Source organism: Pseudoalteromonas sp. 10-33 (assembly GCF_001469195.1).
Lineage (GTDB): Bacteria > Pseudomonadota > Gammaproteobacteria > Enterobacterales > Alteromonadaceae > Pseudoalteromonas.
On record NZ_LOFI01000025.1, the window covers coordinates 1 to 22,439 of the forward strand.

General features: G+C 39.4%; 23 protein-coding genes. 16 read left to right on the forward strand and 7 right to left on the reverse strand.

The window, feature by feature from the left end:
• Positions 1–38: 38 nt before the first annotated feature.
• Entirely contained in the window at positions 39–539 is a 501-nt protein-coding gene (locus ATS76_RS13950) for a transposase (protein ID WP_058552002.1), read from the forward strand.
• Positions 449–1,375 (forward strand): IS3 family transposase, encoded by a 927-nt coding sequence (locus ATS76_RS13955; RefSeq protein ID WP_152995651.1) that lies wholly within the window; start codon positions 449–451, stop codon positions 1,373–1,375. The genes ATS76_RS13950 and ATS76_RS13955 overlap by 91 nt, the downstream gene beginning before the upstream one ends.
• Before the next feature lie 87 nt (positions 1,376–1,462).
• Here the strand turns inward: ATS76_RS13955 and ATS76_RS13960 are convergent, their stop codons facing one another.
• Entirely contained in the window at positions 1,463–1,858 is a 396-nt protein-coding gene (locus ATS76_RS13960) for an MmcQ/YjbR family DNA-binding protein (RefSeq protein WP_058552608.1), read from the reverse strand.
• A gap of 192 nt (positions 1,859–2,050) precedes the next feature.
• Here ATS76_RS13960 and efpL point away from each other — a divergent pair, with 192 nt between their 5' ends.
• Positions 2,051–2,623, forward strand: coding sequence for an elongation factor P-like protein EfpL (efpL, locus tag ATS76_RS13965; RefSeq protein WP_058403422.1), 573 nt, complete (start codon positions 2,051–2,053; stop codon positions 2,621–2,623).
• A 363-nt stretch (positions 2,624–2,986) separates the two neighbouring features.
• Positions 2,987–3,181 carry a hypothetical protein gene (locus ATS76_RS19440; protein ID WP_152995652.1) on the forward strand — a complete coding sequence of 65 codons (195 nt, stop codon included), beginning with the start codon at positions 2,987–2,989 and terminating at the stop codon, positions 3,179–3,181.
• On the opposite strand, the gene ATS76_RS13975 is transcribed toward ATS76_RS19440, so the two are convergent.
• Positions 3,178–5,436 carry a putative bifunctional diguanylate cyclase/phosphodiesterase gene (locus ATS76_RS13975; protein WP_058552610.1) on the reverse strand — a complete coding sequence of 753 codons (2,259 nt, stop codon included), beginning with the start codon at positions 5,434–5,436 and terminating at the stop codon, positions 3,178–3,180. The genes ATS76_RS19440 and ATS76_RS13975 overlap by 4 nt on opposite strands.
• Before the next feature lie 53 nt (positions 5,437–5,489).
• On the reverse strand, positions 5,490–8,213 hold the full coding sequence (locus ATS76_RS13980) for an insulinase family protein (protein ID WP_058552611.1): 2,724 nt from the start codon (positions 8,211–8,213) through the stop codon (positions 5,490–5,492).
• 191 nt (positions 8,214–8,404) lie between these two features.
• On the opposite strand from ATS76_RS13980, the gene sixA reads away from it, so the two are divergent.
• Genes sixA through ATS76_RS13995 form a run of 3 tightly spaced genes read left to right on the forward strand, consistent with a single transcriptional unit; the run spans position 8,405 to position 9,987 of the window.
• A complete protein-coding gene (sixA, locus tag ATS76_RS13985; protein ID WP_058403418.1) occupies positions 8,405–8,875 on the forward strand; it encodes a phosphohistidine phosphatase SixA in 471 nt (156 codons plus the stop codon).
• Positions 8,876–8,889: 14 nt separating this feature from the next.
• Positions 8,890–9,243 carry a RidA family protein gene (locus tag ATS76_RS13990; protein WP_058552612.1) on the forward strand — a complete coding sequence of 118 codons (354 nt, stop codon included), beginning with the start codon at positions 8,890–8,892 and terminating at the stop codon, positions 9,241–9,243.
• A 6-nt stretch (positions 9,244–9,249) separates the two neighbouring features.
• Positions 9,250–9,987, forward strand: a complete 738-nt coding sequence (locus tag ATS76_RS13995) for an SDR family oxidoreductase (protein ID WP_058552613.1) — start codon at positions 9,250–9,252, stop codon at positions 9,985–9,987.
• Between the two features lies 1 nt (position 9,988).
• Here the strand turns inward: ATS76_RS13995 and ATS76_RS14000 are convergent, their stop codons facing one another.
• Together ATS76_RS14000 and smrB are read right to left on the reverse strand one after the other, a co-directional pair.
• The gene (locus ATS76_RS14000; protein WP_058552614.1) at positions 9,989–10,918 is read right to left on the reverse strand and encodes an AEC family transporter; all 930 of its coding nucleotides are present in this window, start codon (positions 10,916–10,918) and stop codon (positions 9,989–9,991) included.
• Between the two features lie 27 nt (positions 10,919–10,945).
• Positions 10,946–11,503, reverse strand: coding sequence for an endonuclease SmrB (smrB, locus tag ATS76_RS14005; protein WP_058403414.1), 558 nt, complete (start codon positions 11,501–11,503; stop codon positions 10,946–10,948).
• Between the two features lie 152 nt (positions 11,504–11,655).
• On the opposite strand from smrB, the gene prmB reads away from it, so the two are divergent.
• The 9 genes from prmB to ATS76_RS19205 all read left to right on the forward strand — a co-directional run bounded on the left by prmB (position 11,656) and on the right by ATS76_RS19205 (position 19,779).
• Positions 11,656–12,591 carry a 50S ribosomal protein L3 N(5)-glutamine methyltransferase gene (gene prmB, locus ATS76_RS14010; protein WP_058403413.1) on the forward strand — a complete coding sequence of 312 codons (936 nt, stop codon included), beginning with the start codon at positions 11,656–11,658 and terminating at the stop codon, positions 12,589–12,591.
• A gap of 101 nt (positions 12,592–12,692) precedes the next feature.
• Positions 12,693–13,790: a chorismate synthase gene (gene aroC / locus ATS76_RS14015; RefSeq protein WP_058403412.1), complete on the forward strand. Its 1,098-nt coding sequence runs from the start codon at positions 12,693–12,695 to the stop codon at positions 13,788–13,790.
• A 119-nt stretch (positions 13,791–13,909) separates the two neighbouring features.
• Positions 13,910–14,302, forward strand: a complete 393-nt coding sequence (locus ATS76_RS14020; RefSeq protein WP_058552615.1) for a DUF4112 domain-containing protein — start codon at positions 13,910–13,912, stop codon at positions 14,300–14,302.
• Positions 14,303–14,369: 67 nt separating this feature from the next.
• Positions 14,370–15,023 (forward strand): glutathione S-transferase family protein, encoded by a 654-nt coding sequence (locus ATS76_RS14025; RefSeq protein WP_058552616.1) that lies wholly within the window; start codon positions 14,370–14,372, stop codon positions 15,021–15,023.
• 101 nt (positions 15,024–15,124) lie between these two features.
• On the forward strand, positions 15,125–15,679 hold the full coding sequence (locus ATS76_RS14030) for an elongation factor P hydroxylase (protein ID WP_058403409.1): 555 nt from the start codon (positions 15,125–15,127) through the stop codon (positions 15,677–15,679).
• Positions 15,669–16,832 carry an ATP-NAD kinase family protein gene (locus ATS76_RS14035; RefSeq protein ID WP_058552617.1) on the forward strand — a complete coding sequence of 388 codons (1,164 nt, stop codon included), beginning with the start codon at positions 15,669–15,671 and terminating at the stop codon, positions 16,830–16,832. The genes ATS76_RS14030 and ATS76_RS14035 overlap by 11 nt, the downstream gene beginning before the upstream one ends.
• Positions 16,829–17,104 carry a YfcL family protein gene (locus ATS76_RS14040; protein WP_006793362.1) on the forward strand — a complete coding sequence of 92 codons (276 nt, stop codon included), beginning with the start codon at positions 16,829–16,831 and terminating at the stop codon, positions 17,102–17,104. Before ATS76_RS14035 ends, ATS76_RS14040 begins: the two co-directional genes overlap by 4 nt.
• Before the next feature lie 145 nt (positions 17,105–17,249).
• Complete coding sequence (locus ATS76_RS14045) at positions 17,250–18,806, forward strand: AbgT family transporter (protein WP_058403407.1); 1,557 nt, start codon at positions 17,250–17,252, stop codon at positions 18,804–18,806.
• A 139-nt stretch (positions 18,807–18,945) separates the two neighbouring features.
• Positions 18,946–19,779, forward strand: a complete 834-nt coding sequence (locus tag ATS76_RS19205) for a hypothetical protein (protein ID WP_152995653.1) — start codon at positions 18,946–18,948, stop codon at positions 19,777–19,779.
• A 365-nt stretch (positions 19,780–20,144) separates the two neighbouring features.
• Here ATS76_RS19205 and ATS76_RS14055 read toward each other — a convergent pair whose 3' ends face one another.
• On the reverse strand, positions 20,145–21,947 hold the full coding sequence (locus tag ATS76_RS14055; protein WP_058552618.1) for a DEAD/DEAH box helicase: 1,803 nt from the start codon (positions 21,945–21,947) through the stop codon (positions 20,145–20,147).
• A gap of 159 nt (positions 21,948–22,106) precedes the next feature.
• Complete coding sequence (locus ATS76_RS14060) at positions 22,107–22,370, reverse strand: GrxA family glutaredoxin (RefSeq protein ID WP_058552619.1); 264 nt, start codon at positions 22,368–22,370, stop codon at positions 22,107–22,109.
• Positions 22,371–22,439 lie beyond the last annotated feature (69 nt).

A 22,439-nucleotide genomic window follows, 5' to 3' on the forward strand; every position in this document is an offset into this window, starting at 1 on the left:
CCCAATAGTTGGACAATCCAATTACTGGGGGTCTTTTTATGTCCAAGTACAAAAGAATATTTAAGTTAAAGCTCGCACAACTTGCTGAGCAGGAAAACTCTGAAGCATTAAGTAGAAAGTACAATATTAGCGCTCGGCTTATTCGTTATTGGTTTCAGGTCTACCTGCTTAATGGGTCAAAGAGTTTTATCCATAAACAGTTACCTTATTCAGGCGGGTTCAAAATTCATGTGCTCGAGACGATGGAAATTAATGATTGGTCTTTGGGTTATACTAGCGCCTATTTCGACTTATCATCCCCAGGTATTTTATTTCAATGGCAAAAGCTTTATGCTCACGGGGGTATAACCCGACTAAAACCAAAGAAAAAAGGTAGGCCTCGCGTGACGAATCATTCTTCAACTCCTAAACCATCAGCAGACATGTCTGAAAAAGAGCTCAGGGAAGAATTGGATTATCTACGTGCAGAGAACGCAGTCTTAAAAAAGTTAGAAGCCTTGGCTCAGGCCAGAAAGAAAAAAGCAAAGACAAAACGATAGTTGTCGAAGAGCTCAAGGCAAAATACAGCTTACAACACTTATTAAAGGTCACAGGGCTTCCCAAGAGTGTGTATTATTACCATCGTAATACACTGGTTCAGCCCTGTTCCAACACTGACTTATGCGAAAGAATACGTGATATCTATTACAAGCACAAAGGACGATACGGCTACCGTAGGGTAACTTGCACGCTAAGAGCAATGGGTTTGGTGGTTAATCATAAGCGCGTGCAACGCTTGATGGGCAAACTTGGCTTGAAATCAAAAGTCAGACCTAAACGCTACACCTCTTACAAAGGTGAAGTCGGTAGAATCGCTGAAAATGTTCTCAAACGTGAATTTACGGCAAAGAAGCCCAATCAAAAATGGGTGACCGATGTCACTGAATTTAAAGTCAATGGAGAAAAGGTATACCTGTCACCGGTAATAGACCTATTTAACCAAGAAGTGGTCAGCTATGAGGTAAGGACATCTGTCACGCTACCACTAGTGACTGACATGCTTAAAGCCGCAACAGCAAAGCTGTTGAAGCATGAGAGACCACTCATCCACTCAGACCAAGGTTGGCAATATCAAAATAAACGATATCAACAACACCTGAAAAAGCATGGGCTAATTCAAAGTATGTCTCGAAAAGGAAACTGCTTAGACAATGCCGTTGCAGAAAACTTCTTCGGCATATTAAAAACTGAGATGTATCACAATGAGACGTTCAAGGACGCAAATGAACTCATTGAAAACATCAAAGAATACATCGATTATTACAACAACGAACGCATTAAGCTAAAAGGCCTGAGTCCGATACAATATCGAAATCAGGCCTTGGTTGCCGCTTAGAAATGAGTCCAACTTATTGGGGTCACTTCATTTATATGCGGTTTTTTTGTGCCATACATAGGCTAAATAACAGACTTATAAGCGAACTTAATTCGCACTTAAATGTTGCTCTATCATGTTACGGTCTTTTTCAGGCATGTTTTCCACAACTAAATTAAACGAGTTATCAATCATGCGTTCAATTTCACCTTGGGGAATTGACCCGTCTAAAATAACCGTATTCCATAAACGTTTATTCATGTGGTAACCAGGGATAACCGCGGGGAAAATATCGCGTAATGAAAGTGCTTCATCAGGATCGCACTTTAAATTTAGCCACCAAATTACTTCACCGTTTTCGTTTGTTTCACCATCGTTACCAACAGCAAGGGTGGCGAACATTTTATGATTCACTTTGTAAACATCAACCTCTTGAGCAAATGGCTTTGTAACCAACACAAGCGGCTTTTTGATTAAATACTCATGTACTTTTATTTGATCCATGATCCATTCCTTGAAGTCATACTAGGTAGATACACCATAGCAGTTTTTTAATGAATTGATTATATGTATTTTAGTATAAATAGAGATTTTACAAGTCAATACAAGGTATAAGCCTATTTAGCTCACTTTATTGTTGAACAAAGTTGAGTTCGTGGTATGTTTCTGGCAATCAAAAAATAATAGGATTTACACATGCCAAAGGCGAGTGATGTTAAAAAAGGCACAGCTATTGAATTTAATGGTCGTGTATTAGTAGTAAAAGATATTGTACGTTCTGTTCCTCAAGGCCGTGCTGGTGGAAGCTTATACCGTATGCGTTTATACGATGTAGTAACCGGCGGTAAAGTTGATGAAACGTTTAAAGACAGCGATATGCTAACGCTTGCTGATTTAATTCGTCGTGAAGCTATGCTGTCGTACATAGACGGTGATGAATACGTATTTATGGATAGCGAAGACTACACGCCGTATAACTTAAACAAAGACGCGATTAGTGAAGAAATTTTGTTCATTAATGAAGAAACCCAGGGTGTGCACGTTATTGTCATTGATGGAGCGCCAGTAGGGCTCGATTTACCTTCAAGCGTTGAGCTTGTTGTTGAAGAAACCGATCCTTCTATTAAGGGCGCTTCAGCCAGTGCTCGTTCAAAACCAGCACGTATGTCTACAGGGCTGAATATATCTGTTCCTGAGCATATTTCAACGGGCGATCGCATTCGTATCAATACGGTTGAAAACAAGTTTATGGGGCGTGCTGAAAAGTAGCGCTTATCAAGTTATTAATTAAATTAAAAAGCTGCGCTCTCAATAGGGTCTGTTGATCTTTTAGGGGGCTATTTACGCTTTGTTGCCTACATGGATGTAGGTAAGCGGCACGAGCAGAATGCGAAAGCTTCACTCAGTTTTTACTTATTCTTATATGGATGTAAGCCAGTAGAATAACGCAGTAGCCCACTAGGTTACACACCTCGCGTCGCGATTAAATCCTCCAAGTTTCAACAAACTTCAATTCGTAAAGGTCAATAGACCCTAAAAACGCGGCTCTTTTGCTAAAGGCGTATTGCTTTAAATTTAATCGAAGAAACGTTAAACTGCGCGCCTTAATTTAATTGGCGAGGGTATGTGGTTTTGTGGTTGGTTTTACTCAGTAGTTTGTTTATTTCACTCATGTACTTAAACACTATAAAAAAAGGCATGCCTGTAAAGCGCTGGCTTTTACTCAGTGCGCTGTTTGGTCCACTGGCTTGGTGTTTGTTTAACGTGCACTACAGGCGAGCCTTGCTGCGTAACGTGGGTGTTAAAGCGTGCATATGGCGCCCTTAATTAAGAGACGTTACATTGCTTGCTTTAGATCTTATTAAGCTTGGTGTTGCTTTACTTTGTTGTTGTTTTAAAAACTCTGTGAATTCGTCTTTTGATAACGGTTTTGAGTAGTAATAGCCTTGCACCGTCTCGCAGTTAAGTGCTTTTAAAGTATCTATTTGATATGCTTGTTCAACACCTTCTGCAACCACATGCAAGTCTAGGTTTTGCGCTATTGTTACAATTGAATCGACCATATTGCGCCCGCGTTCATTTTTCATGTCATCAATAAACGCTTTATCTACTTTAAGTGTATTAAGCGGAAACTGCTTTAAATAAGCTAAAGAAGAGTACCCTGTACCAAAGTCATCCATGGCTAAATGTATACCTCTTGCGCTTAGTGAACGCATAATGTTAATGGCTTCATTTGGATCGTCCATTACTGTGCCTTCGGTAATTTCTAACTCTAAAAAGTACGATGGCAATGCATTTTTTTGCAAAATAATATCTATACGCGACGTTAAATCGGGGAGGCTAAATTGTTTAGCAGACAAGTTAACAGCAACGCGCCCATTAAACAGCCCATCGTCCAGCCATTTTTTTACATCTCGACAGGCTTTGTTTAAAACAACTTCACCAATATCTATTATTTGACCTGTTTCTTCAGCAATAGGAATAAAAACACCTGGGCTTATAATGCCTTTTTTAGGTGTAATAAAGCGTACTAATGCTTCCATACCGGTTAGTTTACCGGTTCGTATATTCATTTTTGGTTGATAATAAACTTCAAAGTGGTCTTCTTTTAAACCAAAACGCATTAGGTTTTCTATTTGTAAACGTTTAACAGCTTGGCGGTTCATGGTGTCGTTGAAAAACAGGTAGCTATTACCTTTCTTTTTCGCGTGGTACATAGCGGTATCGGCATTTTTAAGTAATACCTCAGGGGTGTTTCCATCTTCAGGGAATAGCACAATACCAACGCTTGAGGTAATGGCCAGCTCATGTCCTGCCATTTTAAATGGGGTCGAAATAGCGGCTAAAAACTGTTTTGCAGTGCGAGTTATGACATGAATGTCGTTTGTATTTGACATAACAAGCGCAAATTCATCGCCTCCTAAACGATAAAATACATCGTTTTCACGGGTGAGCTTATTTAATCGCATAGCGAGTTTAGCTAATAAGCTATCACCAAGTTGATGGCCTAATGAGTCATTTATTTTTTTAAAATTATCTAAATCAAAAACCAGTAATGCGTGATGGGCGTCTTGTTTGACTAGTTTATGTAAGTTAGTAAAAAATAAATTACGGTTAGGCAGGCTCGTGGTACGGTCGCGGTTTGATAAATTGTGTAATTGCGATTCTGCTTTTTTACGTTCTGTTAAGTCGGAATAAACAACCACGTAGTTAGTAATTTGGTTTTGCTCGTTTTTAATTTCATCAATCGATATTTCTATTGGCAGCAATACACGCTCATTATTGCGCAGTTTAATTTCTTGTTGAATATGCTCAGTTTGGCGCACTACATCGATAATGTTTTCAACGTAACTTGTATCGTATCCAGGCAAATTAAAACCTTTATTTAGGTATTGTTCGCGCATACCCCCAAATAACGTTAAAAAACTGGGATTTATATCGACTAATTTAAAGTTCTTATCGTAAATTGCTAGCGCATCTGTAAACGATTCAACACATTTTGCAAACAAATTTAATCGCTCTTCGGTTGATTTTAACTGTGAGATGTCGCGTACTGTTCCTGTCATTCTTAGTGGGGCTAGGTTTGCATCTTTTTCGATAACCTTGCCGCGGTCCAGTACCCAATGCCATTTACCAAAAGTATCTTTAATTCTGTATGTTGCTTCAAAGAACACGCTTTGCTCGGCAAAATGTTTTTTTAGTAGGTGCTCAACATGTGGAATATCTTGCGGGTGTATAAGGCCTTTATTTGGTGGGAAACCCATAATAGTAGGGGAGTTCATCATATATTTATCGTTAATACGAATAACTTCACCCGTTTTTATGTTCCAATCCCACAGGGTATCACCACTGCCTTCTACAGTACTTTTTAAGCGCTTTTCAGACAAACGAAGCTGGCGGCGAGAACGCCTCAGTTTGTATATCACAAATAACAGGTACGGAAGAACGAGCGCTATAATAGCGCTTGAGAAAAAGAGTATGGTATCTGAATTGTATTTAAATGAAGACTCAAAGGCGAAAAGATCAAATGAGTAAGCAAGTAATACAACTGACAAGCTTAGTTTTATTTTTTTTATTATCATTTTTTATTACTTCTAATTTACAAATGATAATTTAAAACAAGCTAAACCCAGAGTCAAAGAGAATGCGAGTAAACGGGTGTTTTTTGAGATTTATTAACTTTAGCGTTACTTAATAGCTCATATCTTGGTCTGTCTTCAGTAAAAAGTACCAGCGCATAATCTTTAATTTCTTGTAAAGTCAGCATATTTAATGCCGAAAGTAATCGTTTTTGCATATCAAAATTATGATCTCTATTACCTATGGCAAGCCACAAACGTTGTGAACGCAAACGTAAGTTTTTATCTTTTTCTGCAATGTGCGTTTTTAAACCATGCTTTTGTTGCTGCCAGCTTTGCTCGTCTAATCCACCAATATTACTCAAGTATTGATTTACAAAGTGAGTATGGCGATGCAATAAAGTTTTTGCGTCAAATTTAGGGGACTGTATATAAAAGGCAATTCCTGCTCGGGTGTTAAAAGGTGCGTAACCCGCACCAACTAAATAGCCTAACTGCTGTGTTGTGCGTAATTCGTTAAAGTAGTCTTGGTTCATCAAATGATTTAATGCCATCATTTTAACTTTTTCGTTTACGTCATCGGTTTGAGCCTGGTAATACACCACCATAGCGTGATCATTACACGGTAACTCAATTTCATAGCGTGTTGCTTTTTTAATTTCAAATAAAGGGCGCCTTAAATCGTCAATTGTTGCAGTGTGACGTAAGTGAACGGCCACCTTTTTTTGAAATTCAATAGCGTGGTTTTCTTGCCAGTTACCGTGTAAGAACGACTCAACATGTAATGCTTTAAAAAAGTCTTGTCTAAATTCATTAAACTGCTGAAAACTGGTTGTTTTTAAAGCTGCGGCAAGTTCGTTAGGCTGAGGGTTCCAAGGCATTATTTTAGCACCTAAAATACTAAATAATTCGCTAACAGGCTTATTTTGATTGCTATTACGCCAATGCCTTACTAATTGTTTTTTGTATTCAGCAAAGCGTCTGGCACATATATCTACATTAAATAACGCGTCGAGTAGCTCATCTACCAACTCCAGTTGGCTCGACGATAATCCAGCGGTGTGAAGTGTTAGCCCGCCTTGATGGGATGTTAAATGATAACTAAGCCCTGCAAGCTCAGCAGGGTAAAACTGCTCGCCAACACTGTCCATAAATAAATCGCTAAATAGGCGAGTTAAGGCCATGTGCTTTACGTCTTTTACAGCAAAGTGAGAGTCCATGGCTAAATAAAAGTGGCCTTTAGCTACTCTAAAAGTGTTGTCTTGTTTAAACCAAAAATCAAAACCCGGTTTTTTAACTAAAAGAGTAGGTTGGTTTTGAGGCTTTTCTACATCAAAAAGCTCAACATTTTTAGTTAAATATGGATTAGCCGTGGGTAACAGCATATTTTTAAGAGGTTTGTTAATGTCGCTAAGTGCGTCAAGCCAGCTAGGCGATACCTTTTCTACTTTGTAAGGTGTGTTGTACCACGCTGTTTTATGTTCAGGCTCTACATCAGGATGTATAAGTACAATGCGCATATTGTTGGGTTTTAACCATTGCATCGCCATGTCGTGCGTTGCCTTTTTAAAGCCTTCCATTAGGTAGTCACCCTGCACATAATTACATTCGTCGTAATGCTGCATATTTATGCTTAAACTACTTACCCAATCAATAAGGCGTGATTTTTCTTGGTTATCAAATGCTATTTGTAATAGGTTTTTTTTATCTTGGTACAGGCGTGGTAATTTTTCTGTGTTGTTATTTATTAAGCAAATGTACTCAAAGAGCATTTCGATAATGTCTTCAAAGTATTCAATGCCCTCATCGGTTAGAGCCATACTTATATTAAAATCTTTAAAGTTACTGCCGTTAATGCCACCACCCGCAGAAAGGGCGTTTATCCAACCTTGTTCTTTTAAAATAGAGTACAGTGAACCTTGTCCTTCATAGCCAAGTAAATGCGCGATAAAACTCACTGTTTTGTGGCGGTAAAAGTCATCAATATTGGGCATGGCAAAACTTACTATCAGCTTTTGCATGTGCTTATGTGGCTCTATATGTAAAATTTTCCCTAGGTCTTGCTCTCTGTAAAGGGGTTCGTTGATCTCGGGTTTTACAGCCTTTTTATTGCCAATAATGTCGTTAAAGTATTTGTTTGCCCAGGTTTGAAGTGTGTCTAACTCTTCATTTGCACATATAACCAGTGTCATCCACTGGGCTTGATAGTGATCATTAAAAAAGTCGCGAAGTTCGTCGCTAATACAGCGTTCTCTGTCTGCTAATGTTTGCAGGTTACCAACAGAGAATTTAGCAAAAGGGTGCGATGGGTTAACGGTTTCTTTATGGGCCTGATAAATACGGCGTGCATCGTCTTTAATTTTTAGTTTAAATTCAGCTTCTATGGCATTGCGTTCTTTTTCTGTTTCTGTGGCGCTTAACAAGGGGGCAATAAAAAAACGGCTAAATTGTAATAAAGCATGTTTAAATTCTTGATTGTTTATATCAAAAAAATAGCAACTATGTTCTGTACCCGTCCATGCATTGGTATTACCGCCAGCTTGAGAAACAAAATTATTAAAACTGCCTGAGTCTGGAAATTGATCTGTGCCTAAAAAAAGCATGTGTTCTAAAAAGTGAGCAAGGCCTTGCCTGTCAGAGGGATCGTCAAAGTGGCCCGCGTTTACAGCCATTGATGCCGCGGCTTTAGTCGAATCTTTATCTTGCACAATCAGCACTTTTAGACCATTGTCCAGTGTAAGGGCGCGGTATGCTCTATTATCATTGCGGCTGATATTCAAATGATGCTCCTGAAACTAAATATTTACTAGATAACAATAGAGGATAACTTCAGGGTAGCGAGAATATGCTAAAAGATTTACCTGAATGTCTTGAAAGAACTATTTTTAGAAAAAATAACTTTATGTTGTTAATATAGCTGACAAGTGAGCAAACTGGCTACTGTTTATATTCTTAAATCGGTTGATTTTTTATGAAAACAATCTTAATAATGCGTCACGGCGAAGCGGCCCCTATGCAGGCTGACGATGCGGCAAGAAATTTAACCCAAGTGGGTCATTTAGAAGCAAAAAAAATGGGGCTATGGCTTGCCAAAAACTTTTCTCCAGACGCGCTGTTAGTTAGCCCTTACACACGCGCTCAGCAAACTGCAAATGGAGTGGCTGAAACTATAACGTTTAAATACAGTGAAACGTGTAACGATGTCATCCCAGAAGGCAAACCCCATGTTGCTGCCGATTACCTTGAAACATTAATACAAATGCACCCAGAGTGTAATTGCTGGTTAGTTGTGGCTCACATGCCAATAGTGAGTTATTTGGTTGATCAGCTTTGTCCTGGAAACATGCCTATATTTAACACGGGTGCTGTGGCTGTCATACATTACAATGATGATACTCACCGCAGCGAATATATAAGTATAAACGCCCCTGCTGATTTATAAATAACGAGAATAATATGACGATTGAACGCCTTCAAACCGGTGCCCGAATGAGCCGTATAGTAAAACACAATGGCACTGTTTATTTGTGTGGGCAAGTATGTGCTGATGCTGAAAAAGACATAACAGAGCAAACGCAAACCATGCTTGATAAAGTAGAAGCGTTATTAGATGAAGCGGGTAGTTCAAAACAGCACATGTTAAGCGCAACAATTTATTTGAAAAGCATGCAACACTTTGCACAAATGAATGCCGTATGGGATGCGTGGGTTCCACAAGGACACGCACCAGCACGTGCATGTGTACAAGCTAAAATGGCGCGCGATGCGCTATTGGTCGAAATTTCGGTAGTGGCAGCGCTAAAGGACTAAATTTGTATGAGCATAGCGCGGGTGGTACTTATAACAGGCTCTAGCCGAGGGATTGGTGCTGCTACCGCCGTTTACTTTGCTCGCCACGGATATGATGTATGTATTAACTATAAGACTGATTTAGTTAAAGCAGAACAGGTTGCCGATAAAATAAGACGTTTTGGCGTAAGGGCCGAACTAGTAAAAGCCGATGTGTCTCAAGAAAGTGATGTTAGCGATTTATTTTCACGTATAGATAGAGTATTTGGCCGGCTCGACGTGCTTGTAAATAATGCCGGTGTGCTTAAACCGCAAATGCCGCTGCTAAACATGGACGCTGAGCGAATTAACCAATTACTCACTACAAATATTACCAGTGCATTTATATGCAGCCGAGAAGCTATTAAGCGAATGTTACCCGGCAGTAGTATTGTTAATGTGTCATCGGTAGCGGCTAAAACTGGGTCACCAAATGAATACATTGATTATGCAGCCACAAAAGGTGCGATTGATACGTTGACTATGGGTCTTGCTAAAGAGGTTGGTTGCAAAGGGATACGTGTTAATTGTGTTAGGCCTGGCCTTATTTATACTGATATGCACACAGATGGCGGAGAAGAGGGGCGAGTAGAGCGGCTTAAAAGTAATCTTCCTCTGCGTAGGGGTGGGCAACCTGAAGAAGTGGCTGCTGCAATCTATTTTTTAGCCTCAGACTCTGCCTCATTTACTACTGGCGCTTTTATTGATGTAGCTGGTGGCTTATAAATTAAAGTAAAACCGCCAACCAAAACGACAAACTAACTACACTTAAAATAGTTGATAGCACCACAGCTCCAGCAAGCGTTGCTTCATGCTGTTTAATTTGGCTGGCTATTAAATAAGCATTCACGCCAACAGGTGAGGCACTTAATAAAACAAGTACGGTAAGTATTTGAGGGTCGAGCTTAAATAAATACGACCCAATTATTAATACGCCTGCGGGGAGTATTATAATTTTTAAAATAGATGCAAGTAAGGCAGGTTGCCAGTTTGCTGCTATTTTATAAAACGCTAAGTTTGCACCCAATACAAATAGCGCACAGGCAATGGCGGGGGTCGCTAATAATGCCAAACTATCCGTTAAGTTTTTAAATAGTTCAACCCCAGATATATTAATGATTAAGCCACAACCAATACTCAAAACAATAGGGTTTAGCACCATGCTTTTACCAAATTGTAGCCACGAGAACGAACTGCTATTGCCTTTTGCCCCAATTAAATAGGTCAGTGCAAATAATAAAGTACTATGAAACGTGATGATCATAAAAGCAATTGCAATCATCTCTTTGCCTAAGGACGCAATTATAATTGGGATGCCTACCAACACCATATTGGAGTAACTAGCAGCAAGGCCAAATACGCCATGCTTTTGGTAGTTTTTTGGACGTTTTTTATTTAAATAATACCGATCAACTAAAATACCTAACCCAAAAACACATAGCACTGGAATATAAAAGCTTAAAAACGCAGAAAGACTAATGCTTTGTTTTAAGTCTATTTGCGACATATTCAATAACAAAAAAGCCGGTAAACTTATATAAAATGTGAATTTACTTAGGCCTGCAATGTGCTGTTTGTCAAAAAACGAGAGTCGGCAACAGCTATAACCCAATGCGACAATGAATATAAGTGGAAAAATAATAGAAACAATATGCACGTAATTACTTCCTAGTAATGTGTTGGGTTAGCGTCTAAATTCATCGCTTTGTGGTAAGTTTATCAAAATAAGTACCGCGCCTTTACCACCGTATTCAAGTGGCGCCTGATGCATTGCAATAACGTCTGGATGCTGAACTAGGTACTGAGGAATTTTATGTTTAAGTATCCCTCCACCAATTCCGTGCACTACGCATGCGCAGTAATAATGTTGCTTTTTACATTCATGAATAAGCCCTGCTAATTCATCTTTAGCAATTTCTTTGTTTAAGCCATGCAAATCAAGTGTTAAATCAGGTGCAAAGTCGCCTCGGCGTAATTGTTTGGGTAAATAAGTGTCGTGCCCTTCTTTTACGTAATTGACAGTGCCATGGGTGTCTATATCGGGAATATATTCATCTGAGAAATAAAATTCAGATTGAGCCTGCTTTTTTTGCTGGGCAAATTGCTTTGCTTGTGACACCTTAGGCTTTGTATCAAAACGATGAGTATCTTGTTTAAATACTTTAGCGCCTGTGATCGTTTGACGAAATAAGTCTATGTCGTCATTGCTTAGGGACGATTGTGATGGAGAGTCTTTTTTCATAACTATTACCTAAACAAAAAAACGTAAAAACGCAGCGCAAAAGGCGGTACAATACTTAAATGATGGGCAATTGTAATTTGCCTAGCGCATATAGGCAATGCAATCGTCTTAAAGACTCAAAACAGTCAGTAAGCTAATACAGGTAAACATATATGAGCGATTTACAAATAGAAGAAGCAACACTCGAAGAAGCTGTTGCAGAACTGTCAACTTTACATGACTGGTTACGTTGGACTACAAGCCAATTTGCAAGTAGTAGTATATTTTTTGGACACGGCACTGATAACGCATGGGACGAGGCGGTAAGCCTGCTTTTGCCAGCGCTTAGCTTACCCGTTGATGCACCAAAAGAATTAATGCATGCACGTTTAACAAGTACAGAAAAAAACCGTCTAGCGGGTCTTATCGCAGAGCGTATAAACGACTGCACACCAGTACCTTATTTAACTAATATTGCATGGTTTGCAGGCATGCCGTTTTACGTAGATGAACGTGTACTAATTCCCCGCTCACCATTTGCAGAGCTTATTAGCAATCGCTTTACGCCTTGGCTTTTGGAGCCAAGCTCGGTAAATCGCATTTTAGATTTATGTACAGGGTCTGGTTGTATAGCCATTGCACTTGCACAAGCATTTGAACAAGCGCAAGTAGATGCTGTTGATATTTCGTATGAAGCGCTTGAAGTGACTGATATCAACATTAACGACTATATGTTAAGTGATCGCGTGCTACCTATCCAGTCAGATGTATTTAGTGGTGTAGAAGGTCAAAAGTACGACTTGATTGTTGCCAATCCACCTTATGTTGACGCTGAAGACATGGCAGACTTGCCGCGCGAATTTCACCATGAGCCAGAGCTAGGCCTTGCATCAGGTCACGACGGGCTTGACGTAACGCGTACTATTTTAAGTGAAGCCAGTAATCATCTAACTGATAACGGTTTGTTATTTGTAGAGGTAGGGAACTCTATGGTACATATGGATGCACTTTATCCAAATGCACCGTTTGAGTGGATTGAGTTTGAGCAAGGTGGCTTAGGTGTGTTTGTAATTAGCAAAAAGCAGTTAGATGAGTATTTTGCAAAATAGCACTCTTTTGTTTTTGGATTTGTATTAACTAAAACGAGTGTAAATATATAGCTGGGCATGTCAGCCCAGCTATTAGTCGTCATTAGGAATGAGGAAAGTTAATGGCAGGTAATAGCATTGGGCAGTTATTTAAAGTGTCCACCTTTGGAGAGAGCCACGGCGTTGCTTTAGGCGGCGTTGTTGACGGCACTCCAGCAGGTCTTGAATTAACAGAGGCCGACTTACAAATAGATTTAGATCGCCGTAAACCAGGCCAAAGCCGATATACCACGCAGCGCCGTGAGAGCGATCAAATAAAAATATTAGCAGGCGTTTTTGAAGGTAAAACAACCGGTACAAGTATTGGTTTATTAATCGAAAATACCGACCAACGTTCACAAGATTACGGCAAAATCAAAGACGTGTTTCGCCCAGGTCATGGCGATTACAGCTACTGGCACAAATATGGTCTTCGTGATTATCGCGGAGGAGGCCGCTCTTCAGCACGCGAAACAGCAATTCGCGTTGCAGCAGGGGCCATTGCTAAAAAGTACTTAAAACAATTTCATGGTATTGAAGTAAAAGCATGCTTGAGCCAGTTAGGGCCAATAAAAGCCGAAAGTTACGATTGGGATGAAGTTGAAAACAACTTGTTCTTTTTCCCTGATGCTAGCAAGCTAGAAGCACTTGACGAATATATGCGAGACCTTAAAAAACAAGGTGACTCAGTCGGCGCTAAAGTGAAAGTCGTTGCGAGCAACGTACCTGTAGGGCTAGGCGAACCTGTGTTCGACCGATTAGATGCTGAAATTGCACATTCACTAATGAGCATCAACGCCGTTAAAGGCGTTGAAATTGGTGATGGCTTTGATGTAGTAGAGCAAAAAGGTTCAGAGCATCGTGATGAACTAACGCCTGAAGGTTTTACATCAAACCATGCTGGTGGTGTTTTAGCTGGCATTTCTACAGGACAAGATATTATTGCCTCTATTGCGCTTAAACCTACATCAAGCATTACTATTCCAGGTAAGAGTATTAATACTAGCAACGAACCGGTAGAGATGATCACCAAAGGTCGTCACGACCCGTGTGTGGGCATTCGTGCCATACCCATTGCTGAGGCAATGATGGCCATTACGCTAATGGATCATTTATTGCGTCAACGCGGTCAAAACCCGCATGTGAACCACGAACACGGGCCAATTAACGGCTCTGTTTAACGTTTGAAGTTAGTCATATAAAAGCGCGTTTTTCGCGCTTTTTGTTTATGTAAAAGAGTTAAAGTGGTTTAAGGCGCAGTTCAACTTTACCGTTATATAATTTTCTATAGAGGTAAATTATGCAAGATTCAATTCAAACACACAGTAAATACGCTAAACAAAAAGCAACATTAAAACGCTTAGAAAGGTTTAGTCAACTAACCGACAGTAGTATTCGTTTTCCTTTTACAAACTTTAGGTTTGGCATTGAGGCAGTTATTGGCTTTGTGCCAGTTGTAGGGGATGTGATAGGGCTTATTTTATCTAGTTACGTATTATTTGAAGCTCAAAAGCTAGGTATAAGCTGGCATATTAAATTACGGATAATTATTAATATGCTGATAGACTTTTTTGTCGGATCAATTCCTCTTTTTGGCGATATATTTGATGCGTTTTTTAAAGCGAATACCCGTAATACACACATTTTAAAAAAGCATATTACTAAGCAATTAAATAAAGACAATATTGAGTAATTTTTAGTATTAACTTCGTGGTTGATTAATGTACAGTTAGGGAGTCCGTTTTAACAAGGAATAGGTCATGGAACTATTTATTGGCAATAAAAACTACTCAAGCTGGTCGTTACGCGCATGGTATTTAATGAGTAAATTTGAATTGGAGTTTGATGAAAGCCAGCTTGTACTCGATACCCCACACTTTTACAGCGAGCTAAAAAAGCATTTTACAGTTCTAAAAGTGCCAGCATTAATTGATGGTGATTTACAAGTCTGGGATTCACTTGCCATTAGTGAATACATTAATGATGCGTACCTTTCACAAGCTGCATGGCCAAAATATGTTACGCAACGTGCAACAGCGCGTGCTTTAAGCGCTGAAATGCACTCAGGCTTTATAGCGCTTAGAAGAGAAATGCCAATGAATATTCGTGCAAAGCGTAAAATCATACTCTCTGATGATGCTATAAAAGACATAGCTCGCATTGACGACATTTTTAGTAAACAACAGGTAATTTACCCAAATCAGTGGATGTTTGGTGATTTCAGTATTGTTGATGCTATGTATGCACCCATTGTACTACGGTTAAAAACGTATCAGATAACCTTGTCTAAAGCCGCCAATAGTTACTGCCAACATGTATTAGCATGCCCTGTATTACAGAGCTGGATAACTCAAGCTCTACAAGAAACCGATATAGTAGATGCTGATGAAGCCGGCGTTGATTTAAAAATATAGCAAGTAAGCGACTTTTACTTTAGCTGTAAAAGCCCGTACAATTCGTTTCGTTTTTAATGTGCCGCTGGGCGCTGTAACCGAGACGAATTTAGCCATATTTTATGCATCAAATAGCTGATCTTATTTCTATTTTTGAAGGCACTTTTTATCAAAGCCACAATACACGGCTGATCAAAGGTGATTGCGAGCCCGTATACCTTCCCGCAACACACAACACCCCTTATCACCAAATTGTGTTTGCGCATGGCTTTTATGCTAGTGCCTTACATGAAATAGCCCATTGGCTAGTGGCGGGCATTGATCGTCGACAACAAGAAGATTATGGATATTGGTATTGCCCTGATGGCCGTGATAAACACCAGCAGGCCGAATTTGAAAGTGTAGAAGTTAAGCCGCAAGCCATAGAATGGTTATTAAGCGCTGCTGCAGGTTTTTCTTTTAATGTATCGGTTGATAATTTAAATGGTGAGCAAACATGCCGGTTTGATTTTCAACAGCGAGTGCACCAGCGTGTAATTAACTTGATAGAAAACGGATTTAACCCACGAACAGAATCACTATTAATTGCTCTTGCCAATTTTTACAATACACCATGGCCAATGACCGCAAAGCAGTTTAATTGGCAACATCCTCAGGAGTTTTGTGATGCAGTTTAAATTAGGTTTAATTATAAACCCTGTAGCAGGATTAGGCGGAAGCGTTGCCCTTAAAGGAAGCGATGGAGCGCAAACCGCTGCAAAAGCTATTGAGCTAGGTGCACAGCCTAAAGCAAATAGCCGTACTAAAGCCGCACTCGAAGTACTACCTCCGTATAAAGAATGCCTTACAATTTATACTGTAAATGGCGATATGGGCGAACACACTGCAAAAGCTCTAGGCTTTAACGTAGAAATTGTTTACAACACCGACACGATAACTACACCAGATGACACGGAGCAGGCTGCAAAGCTATTAAAAAATGCCGGTGTTGACCTATTGTTGTTTGCAGGAGGCGATGGCACCGCACGTAATGTGTGTCATGCTATTGAAGACACCGCTCCAGTACTAGGAATTCCCGCAGGCTGTAAAATCCATTCTGGCGTCTATGCTATTACGCCTAAAGCCGCCGGGCGTGTTGTTGAAATGCTCGTAAATGGCGAGTTAGTCACTTTGGCTGATGCCGATGTAATGGATATTGATGAAGATGCCTTTAGACAAGGCACGGTAAAAGCAAAACGTTTTGGCGAGATGCAAATACCGAGCGAAGTACGTTATGTGCAAGCCGTTAAAAATGGCGGTAAAGAAACTGACGAATTAGTACTTTCAGATATAGCGGCCCACGTAGTGAGCGAAATGGACGAAGACACACTTTACATTATGGGTAGTGGCTCAACCGTTGAAGCTATAATGGAAGAAATGGGCCTTGAGAACACTTTGCTAGGTGTTGATTTAATAAAAGACCAAACACTTATAGCCCAAGATTTAACAGCCGCTGAGTTACTAGAACTTACCCATGAGCAAAATACAAAACTTGTGATCACTTTAATCGGTGGACAAGGGCATATTTTTGGTCGCGGGAATCAGCAATTAAGCCCGGCTCTGATCCGTGCTATTGGCAAAGAAAATATTATTGTTGTTGCAACAAAAACTAAATTACAAGCGTTAAATGGTCGCCCATTAATTTGTGACACAGGCGACAGTGAATTAGACGATGAATTAACAGGTTACATGAAAGTAACCACCGGATTTAACGACCATATTATGTATGCAGTAGGGCACCAATACCAAGATGAAACGGGTGCTATACAAAATCAGGAGATAAGCAAGTGACCTTAGTAAACTATATTGACGCGGCCCAACAGTATTATGACGATTTAGTGATCAAAGCAACGGATGACGAATTATTTGCAGGCGGCTACTTACGGGGTCATTTTGATCTAGCTGTAGGCTATGCCGAAGTTGAGCAACTTACTATTAGTATTGAGCAGTTAAACGAAACAGTAGAGCAAAGTTTGGTAAAAGCTTACCGTAACGGTGAACTTAACGAAGAAGACAAAGCCTTAGTTGTTCGCTTATGGGAAGAAGTGAAAGCGCTCGCTTAATAGCCAGATGAATAAAAAAAGCACGATTATTATAGGTAATCGTGCTTTTTTTATTTAACGTTCCTAAAATAGCTTTTTACGTTAATTTACTGTTGCGTATTAATGCGATATTGTTACTTAAATAAATTTTAATGAGCGAAATACAATGAATAATAATCAAGATGCTTTACCTTCAGGAGTTGTTGCGCGCTTCTTGAATGTAGTTGAGCGGGTTGGTAATAAATTACCCGATCCAGCAATTATATTTTTATTTGCCATGTTATTGATATGGGGTTTGTCGTGGTGGTTCTCTGGCGTAAGCTTTGATGCAATCGATCCGCGAACTGGCGAAGCCATTATAATAAACAACATGTTAGCAAGTGACTCACTGGCCACGTTTTTATCTTCTATGGTTAAAACGTTTACAGGCTTTGCTCCTTTGGGTGTGGTACTTGTAGCTATGTTAGGTGTGGGTGTAGCAGAGCACTCAGGTTTTATTAACACTGGTCTTAAGCTGATGTTAAAAGTAACACCTAAAAAACTGTTAACACCGTCTATTATTTTAGTTGCAATTGTAAGCCACACAGCGACTGACGCAGGTTACGTTTTAGTGATACCGTTAGCTGGCGTAATCTTTTATGCAGCAGGAAGGCACCCTTTAGCGGGTATTGCAGCGGCATTTGCAGGTGTAAGTGGTGGCTTTGGCGCCAACTTTATTCCATCAGGAATAGACCCACTACTACAAAGCTTTACGCAAAGTGCAGCCCATATTATTAACCCTGATATGTCGATAAACCCATTAAATAACTGGGCGTTTGCGTCTGCTTCAAGTATGTTTATTGTATTACTTGGTTGGTATATTACCGATAAAATTATTGAGCCTCGTTTACAAAATACGCCGCTTGATGGAAACAGTGAAGATTTACCTGTTTTTGAAGATGCTCGTAGCGATGAAAAACGTGCATTTTTTATAGCAAGCAGCGTGATGATTGCAGGTATTGCTTTACTTGCTTATGTCTCTGCTCCTGCTGACTCTGCAATGCGCAGTAGCGATGGCTCCTTAACTAATTTCCGTTCACCTTTAATGCAATCTATTGTGCCGTTGATCTTTTTATTATTTTGGATCCCAGGCGCTGTATATGGCTTCACAGTCGGCACATTTAAAAGCTCTAAAGACATGATTGATGCTATGAGCAAAGCGATGGGCGGTATGGCTTATTATATTGTAATGGCCTTTTTCTGTGCATTATTTATTGCCGCATTTAGTAAATCAAATTTAGGGGCTTTACTTGCTATCGAAGGGGCGCAGTTATTAAAAGCCATGGCACTACCAAGTTCGGTAACGGTGGTAGGCATTATATTTTTAACCGCATTTGTAAATTTATTTGTGGGCTCTAGTTCGGCCAAGTGGGCCTTACTAGGTCCGGTGTTTGTGCCTATGTTAATGCAACTAGGTATTTCCCCCGATTTAACACAAGCGGCTTATCGTGTTGGTGACTCTAGCTCTAATATTATTACACCACTTATGCCTTACTTTCCGCTGGTTGTAGTTTACTGTCAAAAATACGTTAAAAGTACGGGCATTGGTACGCTAATAGCGATGATGCTGCCATATTCGGTCGCATTTTTAATTGGTTGGAGCTTGTTTCTACTCGGTTATTGGGCATTGGGTATTCCGCTAGGGTTAGATGCAAGTTACGTGTATCCAGCTGTAGCGCCGTAACAAAACAATTACTATAATAAAGTAAAGGCCTCACCATTCATCGGTGGGGCTTTTTAGAACTTTAAATTAAGCATATTTATCTAATCGGATTAGATAATAACTCTTTTAGCTTGAGTGTGCATTGAGGGACTTAAAGTAAATGAATAACAAGAAACAGATTAGTAGTGTATTTACATATTCATATTTTTGGATAGCTATAATTATACCGGTTGGCTTATCTTCTTCACTGATGAGTTTTATTTTCATAAACGATGGTCTATCAGTTGAATGGCCGAATAAGAAAACCTTATCTGTTTTCTTAGAGTATATGAATGTTCCCTTATGGATTTTAGGTTCAGCATTACCTCTTGCTACTTTAGCAACCGCTAACTTTCGTGCATTACAGTTTCAATCTAATTTGAATTACCAGGAAAGAACAATAAAAAGGCAAGAATTTGAGCATAAAATAGATCTTTATCATAAAGAGTTAACTCTATTTAAAGAAAAATTCTCTGCAGTTATATTTAACGGTAACTTTAAATGCATTCGACCTGAAGATGCTACATTAATTTTTACACGCTTTTATCCAAAACCAACAAAAAAAGAAGATCCATATTTCGAGATAGATATTGAGAAAACAGAATATATATACGAATTTATGAAACTATTCGAGGCTAAAGTATTTGAATTCGGGAAAGTAGCAAACACTAAAAGAAATAAGCTGAAGTTTATAAACTTATTGTTTCCAGACTTTACAGAAGAGCAAAAAATAGAACAAGAGAATTCTATAAATATATATACCTTAAAAATAGTATATCTTTTAGGGATTATGGACGCGACTCTTTTAAAAGTTTGTCACGTTATAGGCATTCGCCACTTTTCAATTCAAAAAGAGCCTATTACTTTAATCATTAAATTAATTATAGATATTTACGCATTACAAACTAGCTTTCTTGACGATGGAAAGTCTAAAAATAGCTTTTATTTCTCTTAAAAAAGACAAAGTGCCTTGGTCGATATTTTAAATTTATGGATAAAATATAGTTCAATTTCTAATGTTAAGGCAGAGGAATATACCGCTGACGACTTTCGACATGAGTGCTTTATAACAGAAGTATTGAGAAGTCAGCCCAGATAGAAACTAATTACAAATAAATAAAATTTGATTTCTTTTTAAAGAGTTATTCTTAATAAAGATTAAATTATATTTTACAATTAATTCCTTAAGTTTTATATGTAGTTAAAAATTTAACGCCTAGCTGCTCAAACCTTTCACCTTGAACCTATTATCTTCAAATTTCAGACACAAAAAAACCTTGGCACTTTCATACCAAGGTTTTTTTACTAAAGAACTGTTGCTTACTTAGCGGTAAAGCTAACTGGGCGACGTTCTTTACGAGGTCCGCTACGCTTATCACCGCGTGGGCCATCGTTACGTTTTCTATCACCAGATGGGCGTTCGCCACGTGGCTCAGATGGACCTTGATCAGTGGTAATTGTTAAGCCCATTGGACGTTTACAAATAAACACTTTTTGGAAATGATCTAGTACATCTTTAGGCATGTTTTGCGGTAATTGAACCGTACTATGCTGATCGTGAAGACGAATATCACCAATAAACTTGCTTGATATATCAGCTTCATTAGCGATTGCGCCAACGATGTTCTTAACCTGAACACCATGCTCACGCCCCACTTCGATACGGTAAGTATCCATAGGGCCTGCATCACGGCTGTTACGCTCGCGAGGTTTACGCTCAGCGCGTTCACCACCACGTTCGTTACGACGTCCGCGATCACCACGGTCATTACGTGGGCTGCGTTCGTTACGCTCACGTGGTTGAATTTTAACTTCTTCAACTTTGATTGGCGACTGTTGCTGCGCTAAACACAGTAAAGCACCCGCTAAGCTTTCAAGAGGAAGGTCAAGTTTTTCAGCCATGTTAGTAGCAACGTCGTTAAAGAACGTAATGTCTTTGTTTTCAAGCGCAATACTTAATTTTGCTTGTAACGCAGCGATACGTTTTTCTTCAACAATTTTAGCTGTAGGTAATTCAACTTGTGCAATTTCAGACTTAGTATGACGAATGATATTTTTAAGTAAGTAACGTTCGTTATGCTTAACAAATAAAATTGCTTTACCAGTACGACCAGCACGACCTGTACGGCCAATACGGTGAACGTAGGCTTCAGAATCTTGTGGAATATCGTAGTTGATAACTAAGCTTAAACGGTCAACATCAAGACCACGTGCTGCTACATCTGTTGCAATAACAACATTTAGCATACCACTTTTTAAGCGATCAACCGTGCGTTCACGTGCTTGCTGGTTCATGTCACCGTTAAGTGGAGCAGCAGAGAAACCTTCGCGCTCTAATAACTCAGCAAGTTGAACTGTGTCGTTACGTGTACGAACGAAAACAATAGCACCTTCATATTGTTCAGCTTCTAAAAAGCGAACAATCGCTTTGTTTTTATGTACGCTTGCATTCCAAAACACTTGCTCAACAGATGATACTGTAGAGTTACGCGCAGAGATATGAACCTGTTCAGGGTTATTCATATACTTGCTGCTGATGTTTTGAATTTGCTTAGGCATAGTCGCAGAGAAAAGACATGTTTGCTTTTCGCGCGGTGTTTTTTCCATGATGCTTTCTACATCATCGATAAAGCCCATACGTAACATTTCATCGGCTTCATCAAGCACAAGTGCCTGAAGAGCGTCAAACTTGATAGTGCCACGGTTTATGTGATCGATTAGTCGACCCGGTGTAGCAACAATGATTTGAGCGCCACGACGAAGTGCGCTTAATTGAATGCTGTAACTTTGGCCACCGTATAGTGCTAATACTTCAACACCACGAGTACCTTTTGCATATTGTTCAAATGCCTCAGCAACTTGGATCGCAAGCTCACGTGTAGGTGTGAGTACAAGGATCTGTGGCTGTTTCACAGACGGGTCAATATTGTTTAGTAACGGCAGTGCAAATGCTGCGGTTTTACCTGTACCCGTTTGTGCTAGTCCCAGTACGTCCTTTCTTTCTAGCAATAACGGTATACATTGAGCTTGGATTTCAGATGGTGTCTTGTAACCCAACTCTTCAACTGCCTTCAAAATTGCAGGAGAAAGATTTAGAGATTCAAACGTGACTGGTTCTGACATTAATACGCCTCAACGAATTTAAAGAGGCGCGCATTATATAGGATTAGCGAGGCAAATGCTTGTATAAATTGAAACTAATTTGTATGTGCTTGATGTTGGTTGAAATTTAACCAGTCGAATAATTGGATTATTAAACTGGTTAACAAATTTGATACAAGATTACTTATACAAGCCTAGATTTTCTTTTGCGTAAGCTTCAAATTCGGTAAAACCACCTATGTGGTTTTGATCAACAAAAATTTGTGGAACAGTAGGGCAAGGTTTACCGGCTGACTTTTCTAAATCTGCTTTGCTTATACCTTCTTTTATAATGTCGATGTAACGATATTTAAAATCATCGCGCTCGTTAGTAAGTTGCTCTGCAACATCTTTGGCACGAACACAAAATGGGCAGCCTTCACGGCCAAAAATTACTGTAAGCATGGTGCTCTCCTTTATTTGATTGACTTAAGTTTAAATGATTAAAAAATATAATAAAGCGCAAAAAAGTGA